This is a genomic window from Nonomuraea sp. NPDC001684 (assembly GCF_053596515.1).
Genome location: NZ_JBSFGJ010000085.1, coordinates 1 through 16,992 on the forward strand (window position 1 = coordinate 1; position 16,992 = coordinate 16,992).

A 16,992-nucleotide genomic window follows, 5' to 3' on the forward strand; every position below is an offset into this window, starting at 1 on the left:
CTGACCTGGGTGGCCGCCGCCACCTCGCGGATCAGGGTGGCGACGCGGGTGCTGGGGGTGCCGTACCGGCCGCCCGCGATGGTCGCCAAGATGGCCGAGACGCTGCACCGGCTCTCCGGCGGCCGGCTGATCCTCGGCCTCGGCGGCGGCTACTCCGACGAGGAGTTCCGCGCGTTCGGGCTCGGGGTGCCGACGCCCCGCGAGAAGGTGGACGGCATGGTGGAGGCCGTCCACATCATCCGCGGCCTGTGGTCCGAGTCGGACTTCACCTACGAGGGCTCCCGCTACCGCACCGATCGGGCCACCATCGAGCCCAAGCCCCTCAGCCCCATCCCGATCTGGCTGGGCACGTACGGGCCGCGCGCCCTCGACGCCACCGGCCGGCTGGCGGACGGCTGGATCCCGTCCCTGGGGTTCGCGCCGCCGGAGCGGGCGGCGGCCATGCGCGACCGGATCCTGTCGGCCGGTCGCGCCGTCGAGTGCGTCTACAACGTCACCTTCCGCATCGGCGCCCCCGCCGAGGTCGACGGCGTGGTCGCCGGCTCGGCGGCGGAGGTGACCGACCGTCTGGCGGCGTTCGTGGAGCTGGGGTTCACGTCGATGAACTTCACGCCCCTCGGCCCCGGCCCGCGCGCCCAGGCCGAACGCCTGGCCGAGGACGTCCTGCCCGCGCTGCGCGCGGCGGCCTCCTGACCGGCGGCGGCCTGCCGGGAAGGCGATCCGGGCCATCGGCGAAGCATGGGTGACCGTCCACCACTTCGTGAAGGCAGCCTGATGACGGAGACGACAACGTGATCGCCGAAACGGGCGAACAGCTGACCGACGCCGAGCTGGCCGCCCGGTACCGGCGGGACCCCGAGCTGTTCACCCTCGTGCACGATCGCCATTTCCGCGACATCTACCTGTACGTGGCCGGCCGGCTGGACACGCAGATCGCCGAGGACATCACGGCCGAGACGTTCCTGCTGGCCTTCGACCACCGCGACCGGTTCGACCCGGAGCGCGGCGGATTGCGGCCCTGGCTGTTCGGCCTGGCCACCAACCTGATCGCCAGGCACCGGCGCAAGGAGATCCGCCACTACCGGGCGCTGGCTCGGCTGGGCCCCGAACCCGTCATGGAAGGCCATGAGAACCGGGTCGTGGCCTCCGTCACGGCCCAGGGCATGCAGCCGTACCTGGCCAGGGCGCTCGCCGCGCTGTCGCCGGGCGAGCGCGACGTCCTGCTGCTCGTGGCCCTCGGCCAGCTCGGCTACGACGAGGTGGCCCAGGCGCTCGGCATCGCCCCCGGCACGGTCGGCTCCAGGCTCAGCCGGGCGCGCGCGAAGATCCAGGCCCTCGTCGACAAGGAGACAGCTCGTGGATGACCTGAAGGAGCTCGCCACCCTGCTGGCCAAGCCGGAACCGGCCGCCGGGGCGATGGCGCGCAGCAGGAGCCGCCTCCAGGACAGGGCGCGCGGCCGTACCCACCGCCGGCGGACCGGATGGCTCGCGCCCGCGCTCGCCCTGGCCGCCGCCGCGGCGGCCGTCACCGTGCTCGCGACGGGCGCGATCGCGCCCGACGGCACGCCGGCCTCGGGCAAGGAGGTGCTGCTCATGGCCGCGGCGAGCGCCGAGCGCACGCCCGAGGGCGCCGGACGCTACTGGCACGTCACCCGCGAATACCGGAGCGTGGACATCCCCACCCGTGAGAGCTGGACCACGCGGGACGGCCGGCGCTGGTCCAGGGGCCGGCCGGACGCGCCCGCCGGGGTCGTCGTGCCCGACCCGAACCCCCTCAGGCTCAAGGGGGCCGAGGTGAGCATCGAGGACCTCGAAGAGCTGCCGACGGAGCCGGCGGCGCTGACGTCCCGGATCGCCGCGCTGCCCGGGCTCGCCAGTGCCATGACCTCCTCCGAGCAGCGCGGCGATCCGCTGTTCTCCCTGGTCGCGCTCATCTCGGAGCTGCCCGCGCCGCCGGAGGTCCGGTCGGCGGCGTTCCGGGCGCTCGCCGCGACACCCGGGGTCGAGAACGCCGGCGAGGTCGAGGACGGGCAGGAGCTGCGCTTCCCCAACCCCGACGGCGGGCCGGAGATCAGGATGGTGGTCGATCCCGAGAGCGCACGGGTGATCCGGACGAACTACCTCTACGGCGGCGACGGGGGCCTGTCGTGGGGCAGAGACTTCGTTTGGGTGACCGCCACCTGGACCGACCAGCCACCGCGATGAGCCGGGGAATCCCCGACCGGAGTGATCGGCCTCTGTGATGACGCGGGCCGTCGGCTGGAGTGGTCGGCCTCTGCGGTGACGCGGGCCGTCGGCTGGAGTGGTCGGCCTCTGCGGTGACGCGGCGAAGCCGCTGAGTGGGTAGCCGAACGGTTGTCCACAGAACGGGGTTCGGCTCTGCGGGGGCCGGGGTGAGGGCGTCAGCCTGGACCCCGTGAACGCCGCACTCTCGTTGCTCGGCCGCGCCGAGCGCATCACCCGGTCCTGCCGGCAGGCCGTCGTCTGCCGGCAGACGGCCGCACACGTCTGGGGCCTGAGCGTGCTCTCCGTCCCCGAGGCTGACTGGCCGGTGGAGGTGATCGCCCCCGCTCACCTGGCGATCCCCGGCTGCGTCACGTACGTGGGCGAACCGCCCGCCGACGACGTCACCGACCACCGGGGCGTCCGGCTCACCACCATGGCGCGCACGGCCCTCGACTGCGCCCGGTCGTTGCCGCGTCCGGAGGCGGTGGCGGCGCTCGACCAGTTCGCGCGGCGGGGCGTCGACATGGAGGCGCTGTGGCGTCGTCCGCTCAACTCCTGGCGGCTGCGCGACACGCTGAGCCTGGCCGACGGCGGCGCCGCCTCGCCCCGGGAGAGCTGGCTGCGGGTCGTCCTCGTCGACGGCGGCCTCCCCAGGCCCACCACGCAGCTCGCCGTGCCCCTGGGCGGCGGCCGGCACGCCTACCTCGACCTGGGGTGGGAGCCGTACCGGGTGGGGGTCGAGTACGACGGCCAGGTGCACCACACCTCCCCGGCGGACCGGCGGCGTGACGCGGCCCGCCGCGAGGGGCTGCGGCGGCTGGGCTGGCGGGTGATCGCCGTACGCCGCGACGTCATCCCCGGCCAGATCGCCGGCCTTCTCCGGCACGTCGCCGACGCGTTGATCGAGCGCGGCTGGCAACCCGGCCCGGAGGGCACCGTCCGCGTCCTCCGCCAGATCCGCGCGGCCCGCCGCGGAACCGCTCGCCATCCCCGGCGCCGGCGGTCCTCGTGAGGGCGTCCCCGGTGGCTCGGAGGGCGTCGGCAAGGTCAGGCGATCGTGACCGGGAGCTCCTTGATGCCGTTGATGAAGTTCGAGCGCAGGCGGCGGGCCGGGCCGGCCTGGCGGATGCGCGGCCGGCGCCTGGCCAGCTGCTCGAACAGGACACGCAGTTCCAGCTTGGCGAGGTGGTTGCCGAGGCAGAAGTGCGCGCCGCCGCCGCCGAACCCGATGTGCGTGTTGGGGGTGCGTCCGATGTCGAAGACCTCGGGGTCCGGGAACACGGAGGCGTCCCGGTTGGCGGAGGAGTAGAAGACCACGACCTTGTCGCCGTCCTTGATGGGCTGCCCGCCGAGCACCTGGTCCGCCATCGACGTGCGCCGGAACAGGTTGACCGGCGAGACCCACCGGACGATCTCGTCGGCCGCCGTCCTGGCCAGCGTGGGGTCGGCCACCAGGCGGTCCCACTGGTCGGGGTGCTCGAAGAGGGCCAGCATGCCGCCGGAGGCCGCGTTGCGGGTGGTCTCGTTGCCCGCGACGATCAGCAGCAGGACGAACAGGTCGAACTCGTCCTCGCCGAGGGTTTCGCCCTTGTCGTCGGGCTGGAGGAGCTTGGTGATGATGTCGTCCTTGGGGGCGGCTCTGCGCTGCGCCGCGAGCTCGTTGGCGTAGGCGTACACCTCCATGGCGGCGCCGGAGCCCTCCTCGGGGGTCGCCGCGTAGTCGGGGTCCTGGGCGCCGATCATGCGGTTCGACCAGGAGAACAGCTTGTCGCGGTCGGTCGCGGGAGCGCCGAGCAGCTCGCAGATCACGTACAGGGGGAGGGGGGCGGAGACCTCGGTGACGAAGTCCACCTCGCCGGAGCACTTGTCGAGCAGGTCGTCGCAGATGTCGCGGATGTGCTGTTCGAGGGCGCCGATCGTCCGGGGGGTGAAGCCGCGGTTGACCAGGGAACGCCGCCTGGTGTGCTCGGGCGGGTCCTGGTTGAGCATCATCAGCCGCTGGAGGGCGATCTGGTCCTCGGGCATCTCGTCGAAGAGGGCGAGCTTCTTGGCCGAGGAGAACAGGTCGGAGTGGCGGGACACGTGCACGACGTCCTCGTAGCGGGTGACCGCCCAGAACCCGGGCTCGCCGTCGTGCCAGTGGACGGGGGAGTTGGCGCGGAGCCAGGCGAGCTGTTCGTGGGGTGGGCCGGAAGTCGCGTAACGGTCCCTGTCTACAAGGTCGATATGCACGCGCGGTCACCTCTTGATCAAGCGCTTGGTTTATTCGTACTGAAACGTGTTCTATTACGCCACTGTACGCCCGTCAAGTAGCCCCACCCTGCCACCCTCCCCACCCTCCAGGCGCCCCCGCCATAACCCCGGAGCAGACAACCCCCTCCCCACCCGCCATAACCCGACAACAGCCAACCCCCTCCCCGCCGACGCTTCCTCACCCATGCCCCAGCCCAGCACCACAGCGGTGCCGCCTCCCCCGTGCTCACCACCGCTAACCGGCTTCGCCCCACGCCCACCACCCCTCACCCCCAAGCCCGGCCCCGAGCCCGGCCCCCGAGCCCGGCCCCCGAGCCCGGCCCCCGAGCCCGGCCCCCGAGCCCGGCCCCCGAGCCCGGCCCCCGAGCCCGGCCTCCGAGTCCGGCATCAGCACGGCTCTTGGCGGTGACCGTGCCGACGCCCAGATTGGCGAGGATCGTCTGGGTCGGCGCCAAGGACGTCACGCCGAACGGGCGGAGCCGTCAGGGGTGGGCGAGTGGAGAGGGAGAAAGGGTGAGGTACCTCCGATGTTTTTGGAGGTGGTGCGGATCAGCAATGGGGGGGAATCTTCGGAGCCATGGGGGCTGACGGAGGTGGTTGGTTGGGGTTCGAGGTGTCGTTCCGGGTCACGGATCGGATGTATCCCGCTGGACGCCCTTGACATGCGCCGCCATGTCGCAGCAGCATCTGAGGCACAGACATCCGATGAATAAGTGAAGGGTGCGGTGTGAAGCTGCTGCGAGTGGGACCTGTCGGACAGGAGCGGCCGGTGGTGATGGACGCCTCCGGCACCCTGCGCGACATCGGGGAGCCCGAGATCGACGGGGCTTTTCTCGCCTCCGGGGGAGTGGCGCGCGTGCGTGACGCGCTGGAGCGCGGCGACCTGCCCGTCGTCGACGCCGCCGGGCTGCGGGTGGGCGCGCCGATCGCCCGGCCGGGCAAGGTGGTCTGCATCGGGCTGAACTACCGCGACCATGCCGCCGAGTCCGGCGCGGAGCCGCCCGCCGAGCCCGTGGTGTTCATGAAGGCCGCCAACACCGTGATCGGCCCGTACGACGAGGTGCTGGTGCCGCGTGGCAGCGTGAAGACCGACTGGGAGGTGGAGCTGGCGGTCGTGATCGGCCGGCGGGCCCGCTACCTCGACAGCCGGGACGAGGCCCTCGACGTGATCGCCGGGTACGCGATCTCCAACGACGTCTCCGAGCGGGAGTTCCAGCTCGAACGCGGCGGCCAGTGGGACAAGGGCAAGTCGTGCGAGACGTTCAACCCGCTGGGTCCCTGGCTGGTGACGGCGGACGAGGTCGGCGACCCGCAGAGCCTGGGGCTGCGCCTCTGGGTGAACGGCGAGCCGCGCCAGGACGGCGGCACCAAGGACATGATCTTCGACGTGGCCGAGATCGTGCGGTACCTGAGCCGGTTCATGGTGCTCGAACCCGGTGACGTGATCAATACCGGCACCCCGGCCGGGGTCGCGATGGGCATGCCCGGCCAGCCGTACCTGCGGGCGGGCGACGTGATGGAGCTGGAGATCGACGGGCTCGGCCGCCAGCGGCAGATGGTGGGGCAGGCCTGATGGCGTACAGAATCGTCGCGCTGGAGACGCACGACGTGCGTTTCCCCACGTCACGGGAGCTGGACGGCTCGGACGCGATGAACCCCGACCCCGACTACTCCGCCGCCTACGTGGTGCTGAAGACCGACGACGGGGTCGAGGGGCACGGGTTCGCGTTCACCATCGGACGCGGCAACGACGTGCAGACCGGAGCGATCCGGGCGCTAGAGCCCTATGTGCTCGGCCGGGACGTCGAAGACCTCGGCGCGCTGTACAAGGAGCTGGTCAACGACTCGCAGCTGCGCTGGCTGGGCCCGGAGAAGGGCGTCATGCACATGGCGATCTCCGCCGTGGTCAACGCCCTGTGGGACCTGAAGGCCAGGCGGGTGGGCAAGCCGGTGTGGCGGCTGTTGTCGGAGATGTCGCCCGAGGAGATCGTCGGGCTGATCGACTTCCGCTACCTGAGCGACGCGCTCACCCAGGACGAAGCCCTCCAGATCCTGAAAAATGCGGAAGAGGGGAAGGAAGAGCGGATCCAGCGGCTCATCGAGACCGGCTACCCCGCCTACACCACCTCTCCCGGCTGGCTCGGCTACGACGACGACAAGCTGCGACGCCTCTGCAAGGAGGCCCTCGACCAGGGCTTCGGCCAGATCAAACTCAAGGTCGGCGCCGACCTCGACGACGACCTGCGCCGCTTCCGCGTGGCCCGCGAGGTCTGCGGCCCCGACTACCCGATCGCGATCGACGCCAACCAGCGCTGGGACGTCGCCTCGGCCATCGAATGGGTGAGCGCGCTGAGCCCGTACCGGCCGCACTGGGTGGAGGAGCCGACCAGCCCCGACGACGTGCTCGGCCACGCCGCCATCGCCGAGGGCATCAGGCCGGTCCCGGTCGCCACCGGCGAGCACGTCCAGAACCGCATCGTCTTCAAGCAGCTTCTCCAGGCCGGCGCGATCTCCTACCTGCAGATCGACGCGGCCAGGGTCGGCGGGGTCAACGAGAACCTGGCGATCCTGCTGCTCGCGGCCAAGTTCGGCGTGCCGGTCTGCCCGCACGCGGGCGGCGTCGGGCTGTGCGAGCTGGTGCAGCACCTGTCGATGTTCGACTACGTGGCGATCACCGGCACGATGGACGGCCGCGTGATCGAGTACGTCGACCACCTGCACGAGCACTTCGTGCACCCGGTCGTCATCGACCACGGCCGCTACACCGCCCCCATGGCCCCCGGCTTCAGCGCCGAGATGCACGCGGCGTCGATCGCCGCCCACAGCTTCCCCGACGGCCAGGTATGGAGGGCCACGTCATGACGCTCAAGGCCATCGTGACCGGCGGCGGTTCAGGCATCGGCCTGGCCACCGCCACCCTGCTCGCGGCGCGCGGCATGCAGGTCGCCTGCCTCGACCTCGCCCCGCCCGGCGACCCCTTCGTGGGGATCAAGGCGGACGTGGCCGACGACGCGTCCGTGCGCGCGGCGGTGGCCGAGGCCGCGGAACGGCTCGGCGGCATCGACATCGTGATCAACAACGCGGGCGTCGGCGCCCAGGGCACGGTCGAGGACAACCCGGACGAGGAGTGGCGGAAGGTCTTCGAGGTCAACGTGTTCGGCATCGTCCGGGTGAGCCGGGCGGCGCTGCCGTACCTGCGCAGGTCGGAGCACCCGGCCATCGTCAACACCTGCTCGATCGCGGCCACCGCGGGGCTGCCGCACCGGGCGCTCTACAGCGCGACCAAGGGCGCGGTGTTGTCGCTGACCCTGGCCATGGCCGCCGACCACGTCCGCGAGGGCATCCGCGTCAACTGCGTCAACCCGGGCACCGCCGACACCCCGTGGGTGGGGCGGCTGCTCGACTCGGCCGACGATCCCGAGGCCGAACGAGCGGCGCTGAACGCCAGGCAGCCCATGGGCCGCCTGGTCAGCGCCGAGGAGGTCGCCGCCGCGATCGCCTATCTGGCAGGTCCCGAGTCCGCCGCGACCACCGGCACCGCGCTCGCGGTCGACGGCGGCATGCAGGGGCTACGGCTCCGGCCAACCAATTAAGGAAGGTAACCCCCCATGAAGATCGGTCCGGTGGTCGCGAGCGCGGCCCTGCTGGCGGTCGTCGCCGCCTGCGGCTCCAGCGGCACGAACGGCTCCAGCGGCTCCACGGCGGAAGGGGGAGGCGGCGGCAAGGTGGGCATCGACCACCCGCGCGCCGACTCCGACTTCTGGAACTCCTACATGAAGTACGTCCCGCAGATGGCGACCGAGCTCAAGGCCGACCTGATGCCCGCCACGAACTCCCAGAACGACGTCTCCAAGCTGGTCAACAACGTGCAGGCGCTGGTCGGCCAGGGCGCCAAGGCGATCGTCATGGCCCCCCAGGACACCGGCGCCATCGCCAACACGCTCCAGCAGCTGGAGAACAAGAAGATCCCCGTGGTCACCGTGGACACCCGGCCCGACAAGGGCAAGGTCTACATGGTCGTACGCGCCGACAACCGCGCGTACGGCACCAAGGCGTGCGAGTTCCTCGGCGAGAAGCTCGGCGGCAAGGGCAAGGTCGTGCAGCTTGAGGGCGCGCTCAGCTCGATCAACGGCCGCGACCGGTCCGAGGCGTTCAACGAGTGCATGAAGAGCAAGTTCCCCGGCATCACGGTGTTCAGCGAGCCGACCGAGTGGGAGGGCAGCAAGGCGGCGTCCATGCTCCAGACCCGCCTGGAGCAGAACCCGGACATCAAGGGCATCTACATGCACGCCGGCGGCGTGCACCTGGCTCCGACGCTGCAGGTGCTCAAGCAGAAGAACCTGCTGGTCCCGCCGACCGACCCCAAGCACGTCTTCGTGGTCTCCAACGACGGCATCCCGCAGGAGTTCGAGGAGATCCGCAAGGGCAACATCGACGCCACGGTGTCGCAGCCGGCCGACCTCTACGCCCGGTACGCGATCTTCTACGCCAAGGCGGCGGTCGACGGCAAGACGTTCCAGCCGGGCCCGACCGACCACGGCAGCAACATCATCCAGCTGCCCAACGGCTTCGAGGACCAGCTCCCGGCGCCGCTGGTGACGAAGGACAACGTGGACGACCAGAACCTCTGGGGTAACCAGGTCAAGTGATGAAATATCACGTTGAAGCCCGAAATGTCGTCAAGCGTTTCGGTCCGACCACCGCGCTGAACGGCGCGGAGATCGCCATCGCCGAGGGCCAGACCCACGCCCTCGTCGGCCGGAACGGCGCGGGGAAGTCCACCCTCGTGTCGATCCTCACCGGGCTCCAGCGGCCGGACGAGGGCGAGGTGCTGTTCTCGGGAGAGGCGGCGCCCGCCCTGGCCGACCGCGACGCCTGGCGGCAGCGCGTCGCCTGCGTGTACCAGAAGTCCACGATCATCCCGGCGCTGACGGTCGCGGAGAACCTGTTCGTCAACCGCCAGACCGGCCGCGGCCGGATGATCAACTGGCGGGCGCTGCGGGCCAAGGCGCGCGAGCTGCTGGACACCTACGAGGTGGACGTCGACCCGCAGGCGCTGGCCGGCGAGCTGGGCGTCGAGCAGCGGCAGCTCGTGGAGATCGCGCGGGCGCTGTCGTTCGGCGCCCGGTTCATCATCCTCGACGAGCCCACCGCCCGGCTCGACGGCCCGGCCATCGAGCGGCTGTTCACCCGCATGCGCTCGCTGCGCGAGCAGGGCGTCACGATGATGTACATCTCCCACCACCTGGACGAGGTGTACGAGATCTGCCAGAGCGTCACGGTCTTCCGCGACGCCCGGCACATCGTGACCCGGCCGGTCGCCGGGTTCCCCCAGGACGAGCTGGTGGACGCGATGACCGGCGAGGCCACGGCCGCCTACGAGTCCCGGCAGCGCGTGCCCGGCGAGGCGGTCGTGCTGTCGGGCGCGGGCCTGTCGCTGACCGGCCGCTACCAGGACGTGGACATCTCGGTCAGGTCCGGCGAGGTCGTGGGCCTGGCGGGCTCGGCGAGCAGCGGCAAGGTCGGCCTGGCCGAGACCCTGGTCGGGCTGCGCAGGCCGGACACGGGCGTGGTCACGATCGACGGCACCCGGGTCAGCCCGGGCGACGTGCCCGCCGCCATGCGCGCCGGGCTCGGGTTCGTGCCCGAGGACCGGCACCACGAGGGTTTCGTGCCGATGTTGTCGGTGGGGGAGAACGCGACCCTGCCGATCGCCCACAAGCTGGGCGCCTACGGCATCGTCTCGCCCGCGCGGCGCCGGGCCAGGGCCGTCCAGATGATCGAGAGCCTGGACATCAAGACCGAGGGGCCCGACCAGCCCGTCGGCGACCTGTCCGGCGGGAACGCGCAGAAGGTCGTGTTCGCGCGGGCGCTCGTGGACGACCCGAGGGCGCTGGTCGTGATCAACCCGACCGCGGGCGTCGACGTCAAGGCCAAGCAGGCCCTGCTCGGCGCGGTCGAGGACGCGGTCGGCCGGGGCGCGGGGGCCGTCGTGGTCTCCGACGAGCTCGACGACCTGCGCATCTGCGACCGGGTGCTGGTGATGTTCCACGGCAGGGTCGTCAAGGACGTGCCGCGTGGCTGGACCGACCACGAGCTCGTGGCCGTGATGGAAGGCATACAAGAGTGACCACTTTGACTGCTCCGGCCCCCCGGCTGAGGCTGGCCAGGTTCCGCGACCTGACCCTGGTGCCGGTGATCCTGCTCCTGCTGGTCGTGGGCGCGTTCCTCGACCCGACCTTCCTGACGGCGGGCAACCTGACGAACGTCCTGCAGCAGCAGGCGGCGATCTCGCTGCTCGTGCTGGCCGAGGCGATGATCCTGATCGCCGGGAAGTTCGACCTGTCGCTGGAGTCGACGGTCGGCACCGCGCCCGGCATCGCCGTGATGCTGGTCGTCCCGGCCTCGGCGGGCGGGTTCGGCCTCGGGCTGCCCGGCTGGCTGGTGATCCCGCTGGCCCTGCTCGTGGGCGCGGCCATCGGCGCGTTCAACGGGTTCCTGATCATCAGGTTCCAGCTCTCGGCGTTCATCGTCACGCTGGCCATGCTGATCATCGTGGACGGCCTCCAGCAGGGGCTCACCCAGGGCAAGACGCTGTTCCAGCTCCCCGACTCGATGCTCTACCTCGGCAGCGCCACCTGGCTCGGCCTGCCCGCCGCCATCTGGATCGCCGCGCTGCTGTTCGCCGCCGGCGTCTTCGGCCTGACCTATCTCAGGCTCGGCCGCTCCCTGTACGCCATCGGCGGCAACGCCGACGCCGCCCGCGCCGCCGGCATCCGGGTGGACCGCGTGCTGTTCGGCGTGTTCGTCCTCGGCGGCATCCTGGCCGCCACGGCCGGCATCCTGGAGACCGGACGCCTCGGCGCGATCGGCAACGAGATGGGCGACGGCTGGATCTTCATGGTCTTCGCCGCGGCCGTCATCGGCGGCGTCAGCATGGACGGCGGCAAGGGCACCGTCCTCGGCGCGCTGACCGGTGTGCTGGTGATCGGCCTGGTCCAGAACATCCTCACCCTCATCGGGGTCTCCGGTTTCTGGCAACCGGTCATCTACGGTGGCATCATTCTCATCGCACTGATCATCAGCAGGATCGCCGGCGGAAAGGCGCAGGACTGATGGAACGCCTCGCCCTGCGCACCAGGCTCCGGCCCGGGTGCGAGGAGACCTACGAACGGGAGCACGCCACGATCCCGGCCGCCCTGGAGTCCGCGCTGCGCGCCCACGGCGTGATCTCGTGGCGCATCTTCCGCGACGGCCTCGACCTGTTCCACTTCGTGGAGGTCGAGGACTACGCCGCGCTGCAGGCCGCGCTCAAGGACGACCCCGCCGACCAGGCATGGCAGCGCCAGATGAACCGCCTGCTCGACGGCGACTTCGACCAGTCGGCGGGCGGCCTGCGCCAGGTCTGGGAGCTGACGTGATCGACCTGCCCCGCGTCGGCCTCGGCGGCGCCCCGCTCGGCAACCTCTACCAGGCGGTCTCCGGCGAGCAGGCGCGGGCCACGGTCGACGCGGCCTGGGACAGCGGCGTGCGGCTCTTCGACACCGCGCCCCACTACGGGCTGGGGCTGTCCGAGCGCCGCCTGGGCGCCGCGCTCGCGGAGCGGTCGGGCTACGTCCTGTCCACGAAGGTGGGTCGGCTGGTGGTGCCCTCGCGGGTGCGCGACGACGACGAGATGTTCGACGTCCCGGTCGGGCTGGGCCGCGAATGGGACTTCTCGGCCGACGGCGTGCGCGACTCCCTGGAGGACTCCCTGGCCCGGCTCGGCCTGCCGGAGATCGACATCGCGCTCATCCACGACCCCGACGATCACCTGGAGCAGGCGCTGGCCGAGGCGTACCCGGCGCTGGCCGAGCTGCGGGAGCAGGGCGTGGTCAAGGCGATCGGCGTCGGGATGAACCAGTGGCAGGCGCCGCTGCGCTTTGTCCGGGAGACCGGCGTCGACGTCGTCATGCTCGCCGGGCGCTACACGCTGCTCGACCAGTCGGGGCTGCCGCTGCTGGACGAATGCGCCGAACGCGGCGTCCGGGTGCTGGCCGCGGGGGTCTTCAACAGCGGCCTCCTGGCCACGCCGGCCCCGTCGGGCACCTTCGACTACGCGCCCGCGCCGGCGCCGCTGCTGGACCGGGCCACCCGGATCGCCGCCGTCTGCGAGCGCCACGGCGTCTCGCTGCCGCAGGCGGCCATGGCCTTCCCGCTGCGCCATCCGGCGGTCGCCTCGATCGTGCTGGGCGCCCGCGCGCCCGAGGAGGTCCTGGCCAACGCCGCCCTGTGGTCCCGCCCGGTCCCCGAGGAGCTGTGGCTGGAACTGGCCGGCGAGGGCCTGCTGGGCTGACCGCGGCCGGGCCCCCGCCCGGCCGCCGTCCTCGTTCAGTGCACCTGTACGTACGCGCCGAAGGCCAGGGCCACGTCCCACACCCGGGAGAAGACGATCACCCGGCCGCCGTCCAGCCCGCCGCAGGCGACCGGCTTGCTGACGGCCGACGTGATGCCCTGCGCCGCGACGTCGTCGAACCAGTTGGTGTAGGAGTAGACCGGGCCGCCGCTGTCGCCGTGGGCCACGGCGCAGCCGCCGACGACGCTCTTGGCCCTGACCATGTGCTTGACGTACTGCCCGTTCGTGTACGTGCCGCTCCACCCGGTCTCGGTCACCTTGATCAGGCAGTACTCGCCCAGCGACGCCCCCGAGTTGCACACGAAGTTGCCGACGTACGCCTTCCACAACGCGACCACCCGGTTGCTGGTGGCGGCCGCCGGACCGCCGTCGAAGACGTCGGCCGTGGCGTCGGCCAGGACGATCGCGGCGTCCCGCTTGGGCAGCCGCCACCGCAGGTCGCCCATGCGGTTCGCCGGGCTGCCCGAGCCGCCGCCGTCGTAGAAGGAGTCCCAGAACTCGCCGCAGTGCGCGGCGGTCAGGAAGCCGGGATTGCCGTTCTTGTCGTAGACGGCGAACCCCGAGGTGCAGCCGGAGCCGGTCCTGGCGTTCCAGGTCCGGCCGCCCGCGTAGTAGCTCGGGACGTCGTCCTGCCTGCTGTAGGCCGGGTCGAAGCGCTCGCCGCGCTCCAGCGTGATCGGCGCGGTGGCGCCGCTCGGCCGCTGGAGCTGGTCGGGGGCGGTGTCCTCGTCCGGGACCGAGAGCCGCACGCCGCTCCCGTCGGCCTGCGGGGCGGCGCCCGTCACCTGTCCGGACTCGCTCCACTCGTCGGCCTCGGCGAGGAGGTCGGCGTAGGAGAAGGCGGACGGGAGCACGGAGACCGGGGCGGTCAGCCGTCCCTCGTCGACCACGGCCCGCACGGGCGCGGGCACCTGGCCCTTCCAGTACAGGCGCACCTCGTGGTTCTCGGGCGCGACGACCACGCCGCCGTACCCGTCGGAGGTCTCGGCCACGGCCGTGACGCGGTCGGCGACGGCGTTCAGCCGGGTCTGCTCGGTGAAGAGCGCGTCCCAGCTCGCGAAGCCGCCGGGGACCTGGCCGCGCGGGCCGGTCGAGTCCCTGGCCGGCGGCTTGCCCCCGGCGTCGGCGGACTGCCGGGTGAGGTCGGGGCCGGAGACGGTGATCGCCGAGGCGGCTCCGGCGCCCAGGAAGGGCACGACGGCGCACGCCAAGATCAGCACCGTACGGCGTAAGCGGATGTTCTGCATGGATCCCCCCATGTCTGGATGAGGGGCCAGCACAGCAGGCGATCCGGCACGCCTACCGCGTCCAAGTACCGCTCCGCGCTGTGCTTTGCGGGCTTGCGGCCTCAGGAGGGGATGAACAGCCAGAACGCGGACGTGCCGGACTCGTAGCGGGAGTCCAGGCGTTTGGCCACCACGCCGGGCAGGCCCTGCTCGCGCGCCGCCTGCCGGACCGCGCCTGCCTCGCCGGGCCACGAGGGCGCGGTCTGCCAGCGGGGGCCGGCCAGCCCCAGCGACTCCAGGGCGGCCCGCCGGTCGGCGAACGGCTCGTCCACCAGGGAGCGGCCCTCGTCGTACAGCAGGTCCTGGACGACCAGGAGCTCGGTCCCGGCCAGCGTGACCACCTCGCCGTCCAGCACCGCCGTCCGGCTGCCGAACGACTCGGCCAGCGGGCGCAGCCAGGGATGCTCGCGGGCGGCCGTCGTGCGCCCGCCGTCGACGGGGACCAGGAGCCGGCGTCCGCCCCAGGCGAACTCGAAGGCGTAGGCGGCGGCGTCCCTGGGCGGCCGGGCGCGCTCGGTGGGCAGCATGGGCGCCACGTCGGGGAACGGGTCGCGGACGGGGGCGTCCATGCGGTGGATCATCCAGTTCTTGCCCCGCGTCCGGAACAGCACGAACCGCCCGGAGGCCCGCCGGCCGTGCAGGACGAACTTGACCTCGCGCTCGGACCACTTCTCGGTCTCGTACGTGCCGGTGTCCCAGACGGTCATGGTGCCGCCGCCGTACTCGCCCTTGGGGATCTCGCCGTGGAAGGTGAGGTACTCCATCGGATGGTCCTCGGTGTGCACGGCCAGGTGGTTGGTGCCGGGGTCGGCGGGCAGGCCCTTGGGGACCGCCCAGGAGGCCAGCACGCCGTCGCGTTCCAGCCGCAGGTCCCAGTGCAGGGACCGGGCGTGGTGCTCCTGGATGACGAACGCGGCGCCGCCACCGTCCTCGGGTGGGGTGGCGGGCACGGGCTCGGGGGTCCGGCTGGGGTCGCGTTTGCTGCGGTATCGCTCCAGTTTGTCGGCCACGACACGGTTACTACCCGGGGAACGGTCGTGCGTGCCGGTGCTGTGCGCGGTGTGCGGGCGGAGCCGGGCCGAGGGAACGGGCGCGCGCGCCGATCAGTCAAGGGCCTTGCGCAGCCACGCCTCCACGCCCGCCACGTGCACGGTGGCCCACGACCGCGCCACGTCCGGCTGGCGGGCGGCGATGGCCTCGTAGATCGCGGTGTGCTGCTCGCGGGTCTTCTCCATCGCGCCCTCCTGGGTGAGGCCGCGCCACACCCGGGCCCGAGTGGTCGGACCTGACAGGCTCTCGATGAACGAGCAGAGCACGCTGTTGCCCGACCCGCGCGCGATGCGCTGATGGAACTCCAGGTCGTTGGCGACCAGTTCCTCGACCGTCGGCTGCGCGGGCAGCGAGTCGAGGATGCGCCGCAGCTCCTCGATGTCCTCGTCGCGCATCAGCTCGGTGGCCAGGGCCGTCGCGGCCGGTTCGAGGATGCGCCGCACCTCGAAGAACTGGATCACCGTGTCGTCGCGGTGCAGGTCGAGCACGAACGACATGGTGTCGAGCAGCAGGTGCGGCTCCAGGCTGGTGACGTACGTGCCGTCGCCCTGGCGCACGTCGAGGACGTTGATCAGGGCGAGCGCGCGCACGGCCTCGCGCAGCGAGTTGCGCGACAGGCCGAGCCGCTCGGCGAGGTCGGCCTCCTTCGGCAGACGGTCGCCCGGGGTCAGCTCCCCGGAGAGGATCATCTGCTTGATCTTGTCGATGGCCGCGTCGGTGACCGCCACACTCTTCTCCCTAGACATCGGATGTCTAGGAGTCTAGAGCCTGAAAGCGTACGGGATCGACGTCCGGGACGCGGCGGACCATGCCCCGGGTCTCCAGGGTGCGCAGATGGGCCGCGGCCTCGCCGGCCGCCATGCTGCGCAGCACGGGGGCCAGGTCGTCCCAGGGCCGGTTCCAGGTCATCATCGAGGCGACCTCCCAGATGGTCAGCGGTCGCGACCGCTCGGCCATGAGGGTGCGCAACCGGATCAGCTTCTCCTCGTGATGGTGGCGGATCTCGGCGGCGCGCGCGGCAACATCGGGAAATATCCACTCGTGTGCCGGCAGGGCGTCCAGGGGGCCCAGCTCGCCGACCCGGTCGAGCGAGTCCAGGAAGTCGCCCAGCGGATCGATGTCGTCGCGGTCGTAGGGATAGATCCCGATGTGCGGGGTGATGTCGGGAAGAACGTGATCGCCGGTGAACAGCCGGTCGGCGTCCTCCAGGTGCAGGCAGATGTGGCCCGGCGTGTGGCCGGGGGTGTGCACGGCGCGCAGCTTGCGGCCGGGCAGCTCCACCAGGTCGCCGTCGCGCAGCTCGCGGTCGGGCAGCGCGGGCGGCGTCGGCCGGGTGCCCATCGCCTCGCGCACCTCGCCGGGGTCGGCGCCGGCCCGCCTGAGCATGTCGGACTGGAAGCTCGCGTGCTCCTCCGCGGCGAACCGGTGCATGAGCCGGACCAGCGCGGCGTCCTCCTCGTGCATGGCGATCCAGGCCCCGGACGCCTCCTTGACCTGCCCGGCCAGCCCGGCGTGGTCGGGATGGAAGTGGGTGACGACCACGCCGCTCACGGTCGCGACGTCGAGCCCGAGCGCGGCCAGGCCGCCGCTGAGCGCCTGCCAGGCGTCGGGATGGTTCCACCCGGCGTCCACGAGCACCGGCCCGCGCGGCGACTCGACGGCGTAGACCAGCGTGTAGCCGAGCGGGTTGCCCGGGATGGGCACCGGCACGCTCCACACCCCGCCGCCGAGCTCCTGCGGCCGCTGTTCCGAGTACGGTCTGCGCCTGGTCTTCCCCACCGG

At 71.9% G+C, this 16,992-nt stretch carries 17 protein-coding genes; 12 read left to right on the forward strand and 5 right to left on the reverse strand.

The window, feature by feature from the left end:
- From ACWCSD_RS18055 to ACWCSD_RS18070, 4 genes are all read left to right on the forward strand, one after another.
- A partial coding sequence (locus tag ACWCSD_RS18055) for an LLM class flavin-dependent oxidoreductase (RefSeq protein WP_449916173.1) occupies positions 1–693 on the forward strand: 693 nt, incomplete at its 5' end.
- Positions 694–791: 98 nt separating this feature from the next.
- Positions 792–1,364 carry an RNA polymerase sigma factor gene (locus ACWCSD_RS18060; RefSeq protein ID WP_449916176.1) on the forward strand — a complete coding sequence of 191 codons (573 nt, stop codon included), beginning with the start codon at positions 792–794 and terminating at the stop codon, positions 1,362–1,364.
- Positions 1,357–2,205: a CU044_5270 family protein gene (locus tag ACWCSD_RS18065; protein WP_397164466.1), complete on the forward strand. Its 849-nt coding sequence runs from the start codon at positions 1,357–1,359 to the stop codon at positions 2,203–2,205. The genes ACWCSD_RS18060 and ACWCSD_RS18065 overlap by 8 nt, the downstream gene beginning before the upstream one ends.
- Before the next feature lie 211 nt (positions 2,206–2,416).
- A complete protein-coding gene (locus ACWCSD_RS18070; protein ID WP_449916179.1) occupies positions 2,417–3,238 on the forward strand; it encodes a hypothetical protein in 822 nt (273 codons plus the stop codon).
- A gap of 35 nt (positions 3,239–3,273) precedes the next feature.
- On the opposite strand, the gene ACWCSD_RS18075 is transcribed toward ACWCSD_RS18070, so the two are convergent.
- Positions 3,274–4,458 (reverse strand): cytochrome P450, encoded by a 1,185-nt coding sequence (locus ACWCSD_RS18075; RefSeq protein WP_358288833.1) that lies wholly within the window; start codon positions 4,456–4,458, stop codon positions 3,274–3,276.
- Positions 4,459–5,206: 748 nt separating this feature from the next.
- Here ACWCSD_RS18075 and ACWCSD_RS18080 point away from each other — a divergent pair.
- From ACWCSD_RS18080 to ACWCSD_RS18115, 8 genes are read left to right on the forward strand one after another with little or no spacing between them, the layout of a single operon-like run.
- Complete coding sequence (locus tag ACWCSD_RS18080; RefSeq protein WP_449916183.1) at positions 5,207–6,052, forward strand: fumarylacetoacetate hydrolase family protein; 846 nt, start codon at positions 5,207–5,209, stop codon at positions 6,050–6,052.
- Positions 6,052–7,341 (forward strand): L-fuconate dehydratase, encoded by a 1,290-nt coding sequence (locus tag ACWCSD_RS18085; protein WP_397164470.1) that lies wholly within the window; start codon positions 6,052–6,054, stop codon positions 7,339–7,341. The genes ACWCSD_RS18080 and ACWCSD_RS18085 overlap by 1 nt, the downstream gene beginning before the upstream one ends.
- Complete coding sequence (locus ACWCSD_RS18090) at positions 7,338–8,072, forward strand: SDR family NAD(P)-dependent oxidoreductase (protein WP_397164472.1); 735 nt, start codon at positions 7,338–7,340, stop codon at positions 8,070–8,072. Before ACWCSD_RS18085 ends, ACWCSD_RS18090 begins: the two co-directional genes overlap by 4 nt.
- A 15-nt stretch (positions 8,073–8,087) precedes the next feature.
- Positions 8,088–9,128 carry a sugar ABC transporter substrate-binding protein gene (locus ACWCSD_RS18095; RefSeq protein ID WP_358288823.1) on the forward strand — a complete coding sequence of 347 codons (1,041 nt, stop codon included), beginning with the start codon at positions 8,088–8,090 and terminating at the stop codon, positions 9,126–9,128.
- Entirely contained in the window at positions 9,128–10,609 is a 1,482-nt protein-coding gene (locus ACWCSD_RS18100; RefSeq protein WP_449916186.1) for a sugar ABC transporter ATP-binding protein, read from the forward strand. Before ACWCSD_RS18095 ends, ACWCSD_RS18100 begins: the two co-directional genes overlap by 1 nt.
- A complete protein-coding gene (locus ACWCSD_RS18105) occupies positions 10,606–11,595 on the forward strand; it encodes an ABC transporter permease (protein ID WP_352352283.1) in 990 nt (329 codons plus the stop codon). The genes ACWCSD_RS18100 and ACWCSD_RS18105 overlap by 4 nt, the downstream gene beginning before the upstream one ends.
- Positions 11,595–11,900, forward strand: a complete 306-nt coding sequence (locus ACWCSD_RS18110) for an L-rhamnose mutarotase (RefSeq protein WP_358288817.1) — start codon at positions 11,595–11,597, stop codon at positions 11,898–11,900. The genes ACWCSD_RS18105 and ACWCSD_RS18110 overlap by 1 nt, the downstream gene beginning before the upstream one ends.
- Positions 11,897–12,814 (forward strand): aldo/keto reductase, encoded by a 918-nt coding sequence (locus ACWCSD_RS18115; protein WP_449916189.1) that lies wholly within the window; start codon positions 11,897–11,899, stop codon positions 12,812–12,814. Before ACWCSD_RS18110 ends, ACWCSD_RS18115 begins: the two co-directional genes overlap by 4 nt.
- 35 nt (positions 12,815–12,849) lie before the next feature.
- Here ACWCSD_RS18115 and ACWCSD_RS18120 read toward each other — a convergent pair whose 3' ends face one another.
- The 4 genes from ACWCSD_RS18120 to ACWCSD_RS18135 form a co-directional block, all read right to left on the reverse strand.
- Positions 12,850–14,121 carry a S1 family peptidase gene (locus ACWCSD_RS18120; protein WP_449916190.1) on the reverse strand — a complete coding sequence of 424 codons (1,272 nt, stop codon included), beginning with the start codon at positions 14,119–14,121 and terminating at the stop codon, positions 12,850–12,852.
- Positions 14,122–14,222: 101 nt separating this feature from the next.
- The gene (locus ACWCSD_RS18125; protein WP_449916191.1) at positions 14,223–15,170 is read right to left on the reverse strand and encodes a DNA polymerase ligase N-terminal domain-containing protein; all 948 of its coding nucleotides are present in this window, start codon (positions 15,168–15,170) and stop codon (positions 14,223–14,225) included.
- A gap of 93 nt (positions 15,171–15,263) precedes the next feature.
- Positions 15,264–15,938 (reverse strand): FadR/GntR family transcriptional regulator, encoded by a 675-nt coding sequence (locus ACWCSD_RS18130; RefSeq protein WP_352322012.1) that lies wholly within the window; start codon positions 15,936–15,938, stop codon positions 15,264–15,266.
- Positions 15,939–15,963: 25 nt separating this feature from the next.
- Positions 15,964–16,989 (reverse strand): MBL fold metallo-hydrolase, encoded by a 1,026-nt coding sequence (locus ACWCSD_RS18135; protein ID WP_449916192.1) that lies wholly within the window; start codon positions 16,987–16,989, stop codon positions 15,964–15,966.
- Positions 16,990–16,992: the final 3 nt, after the last annotated feature.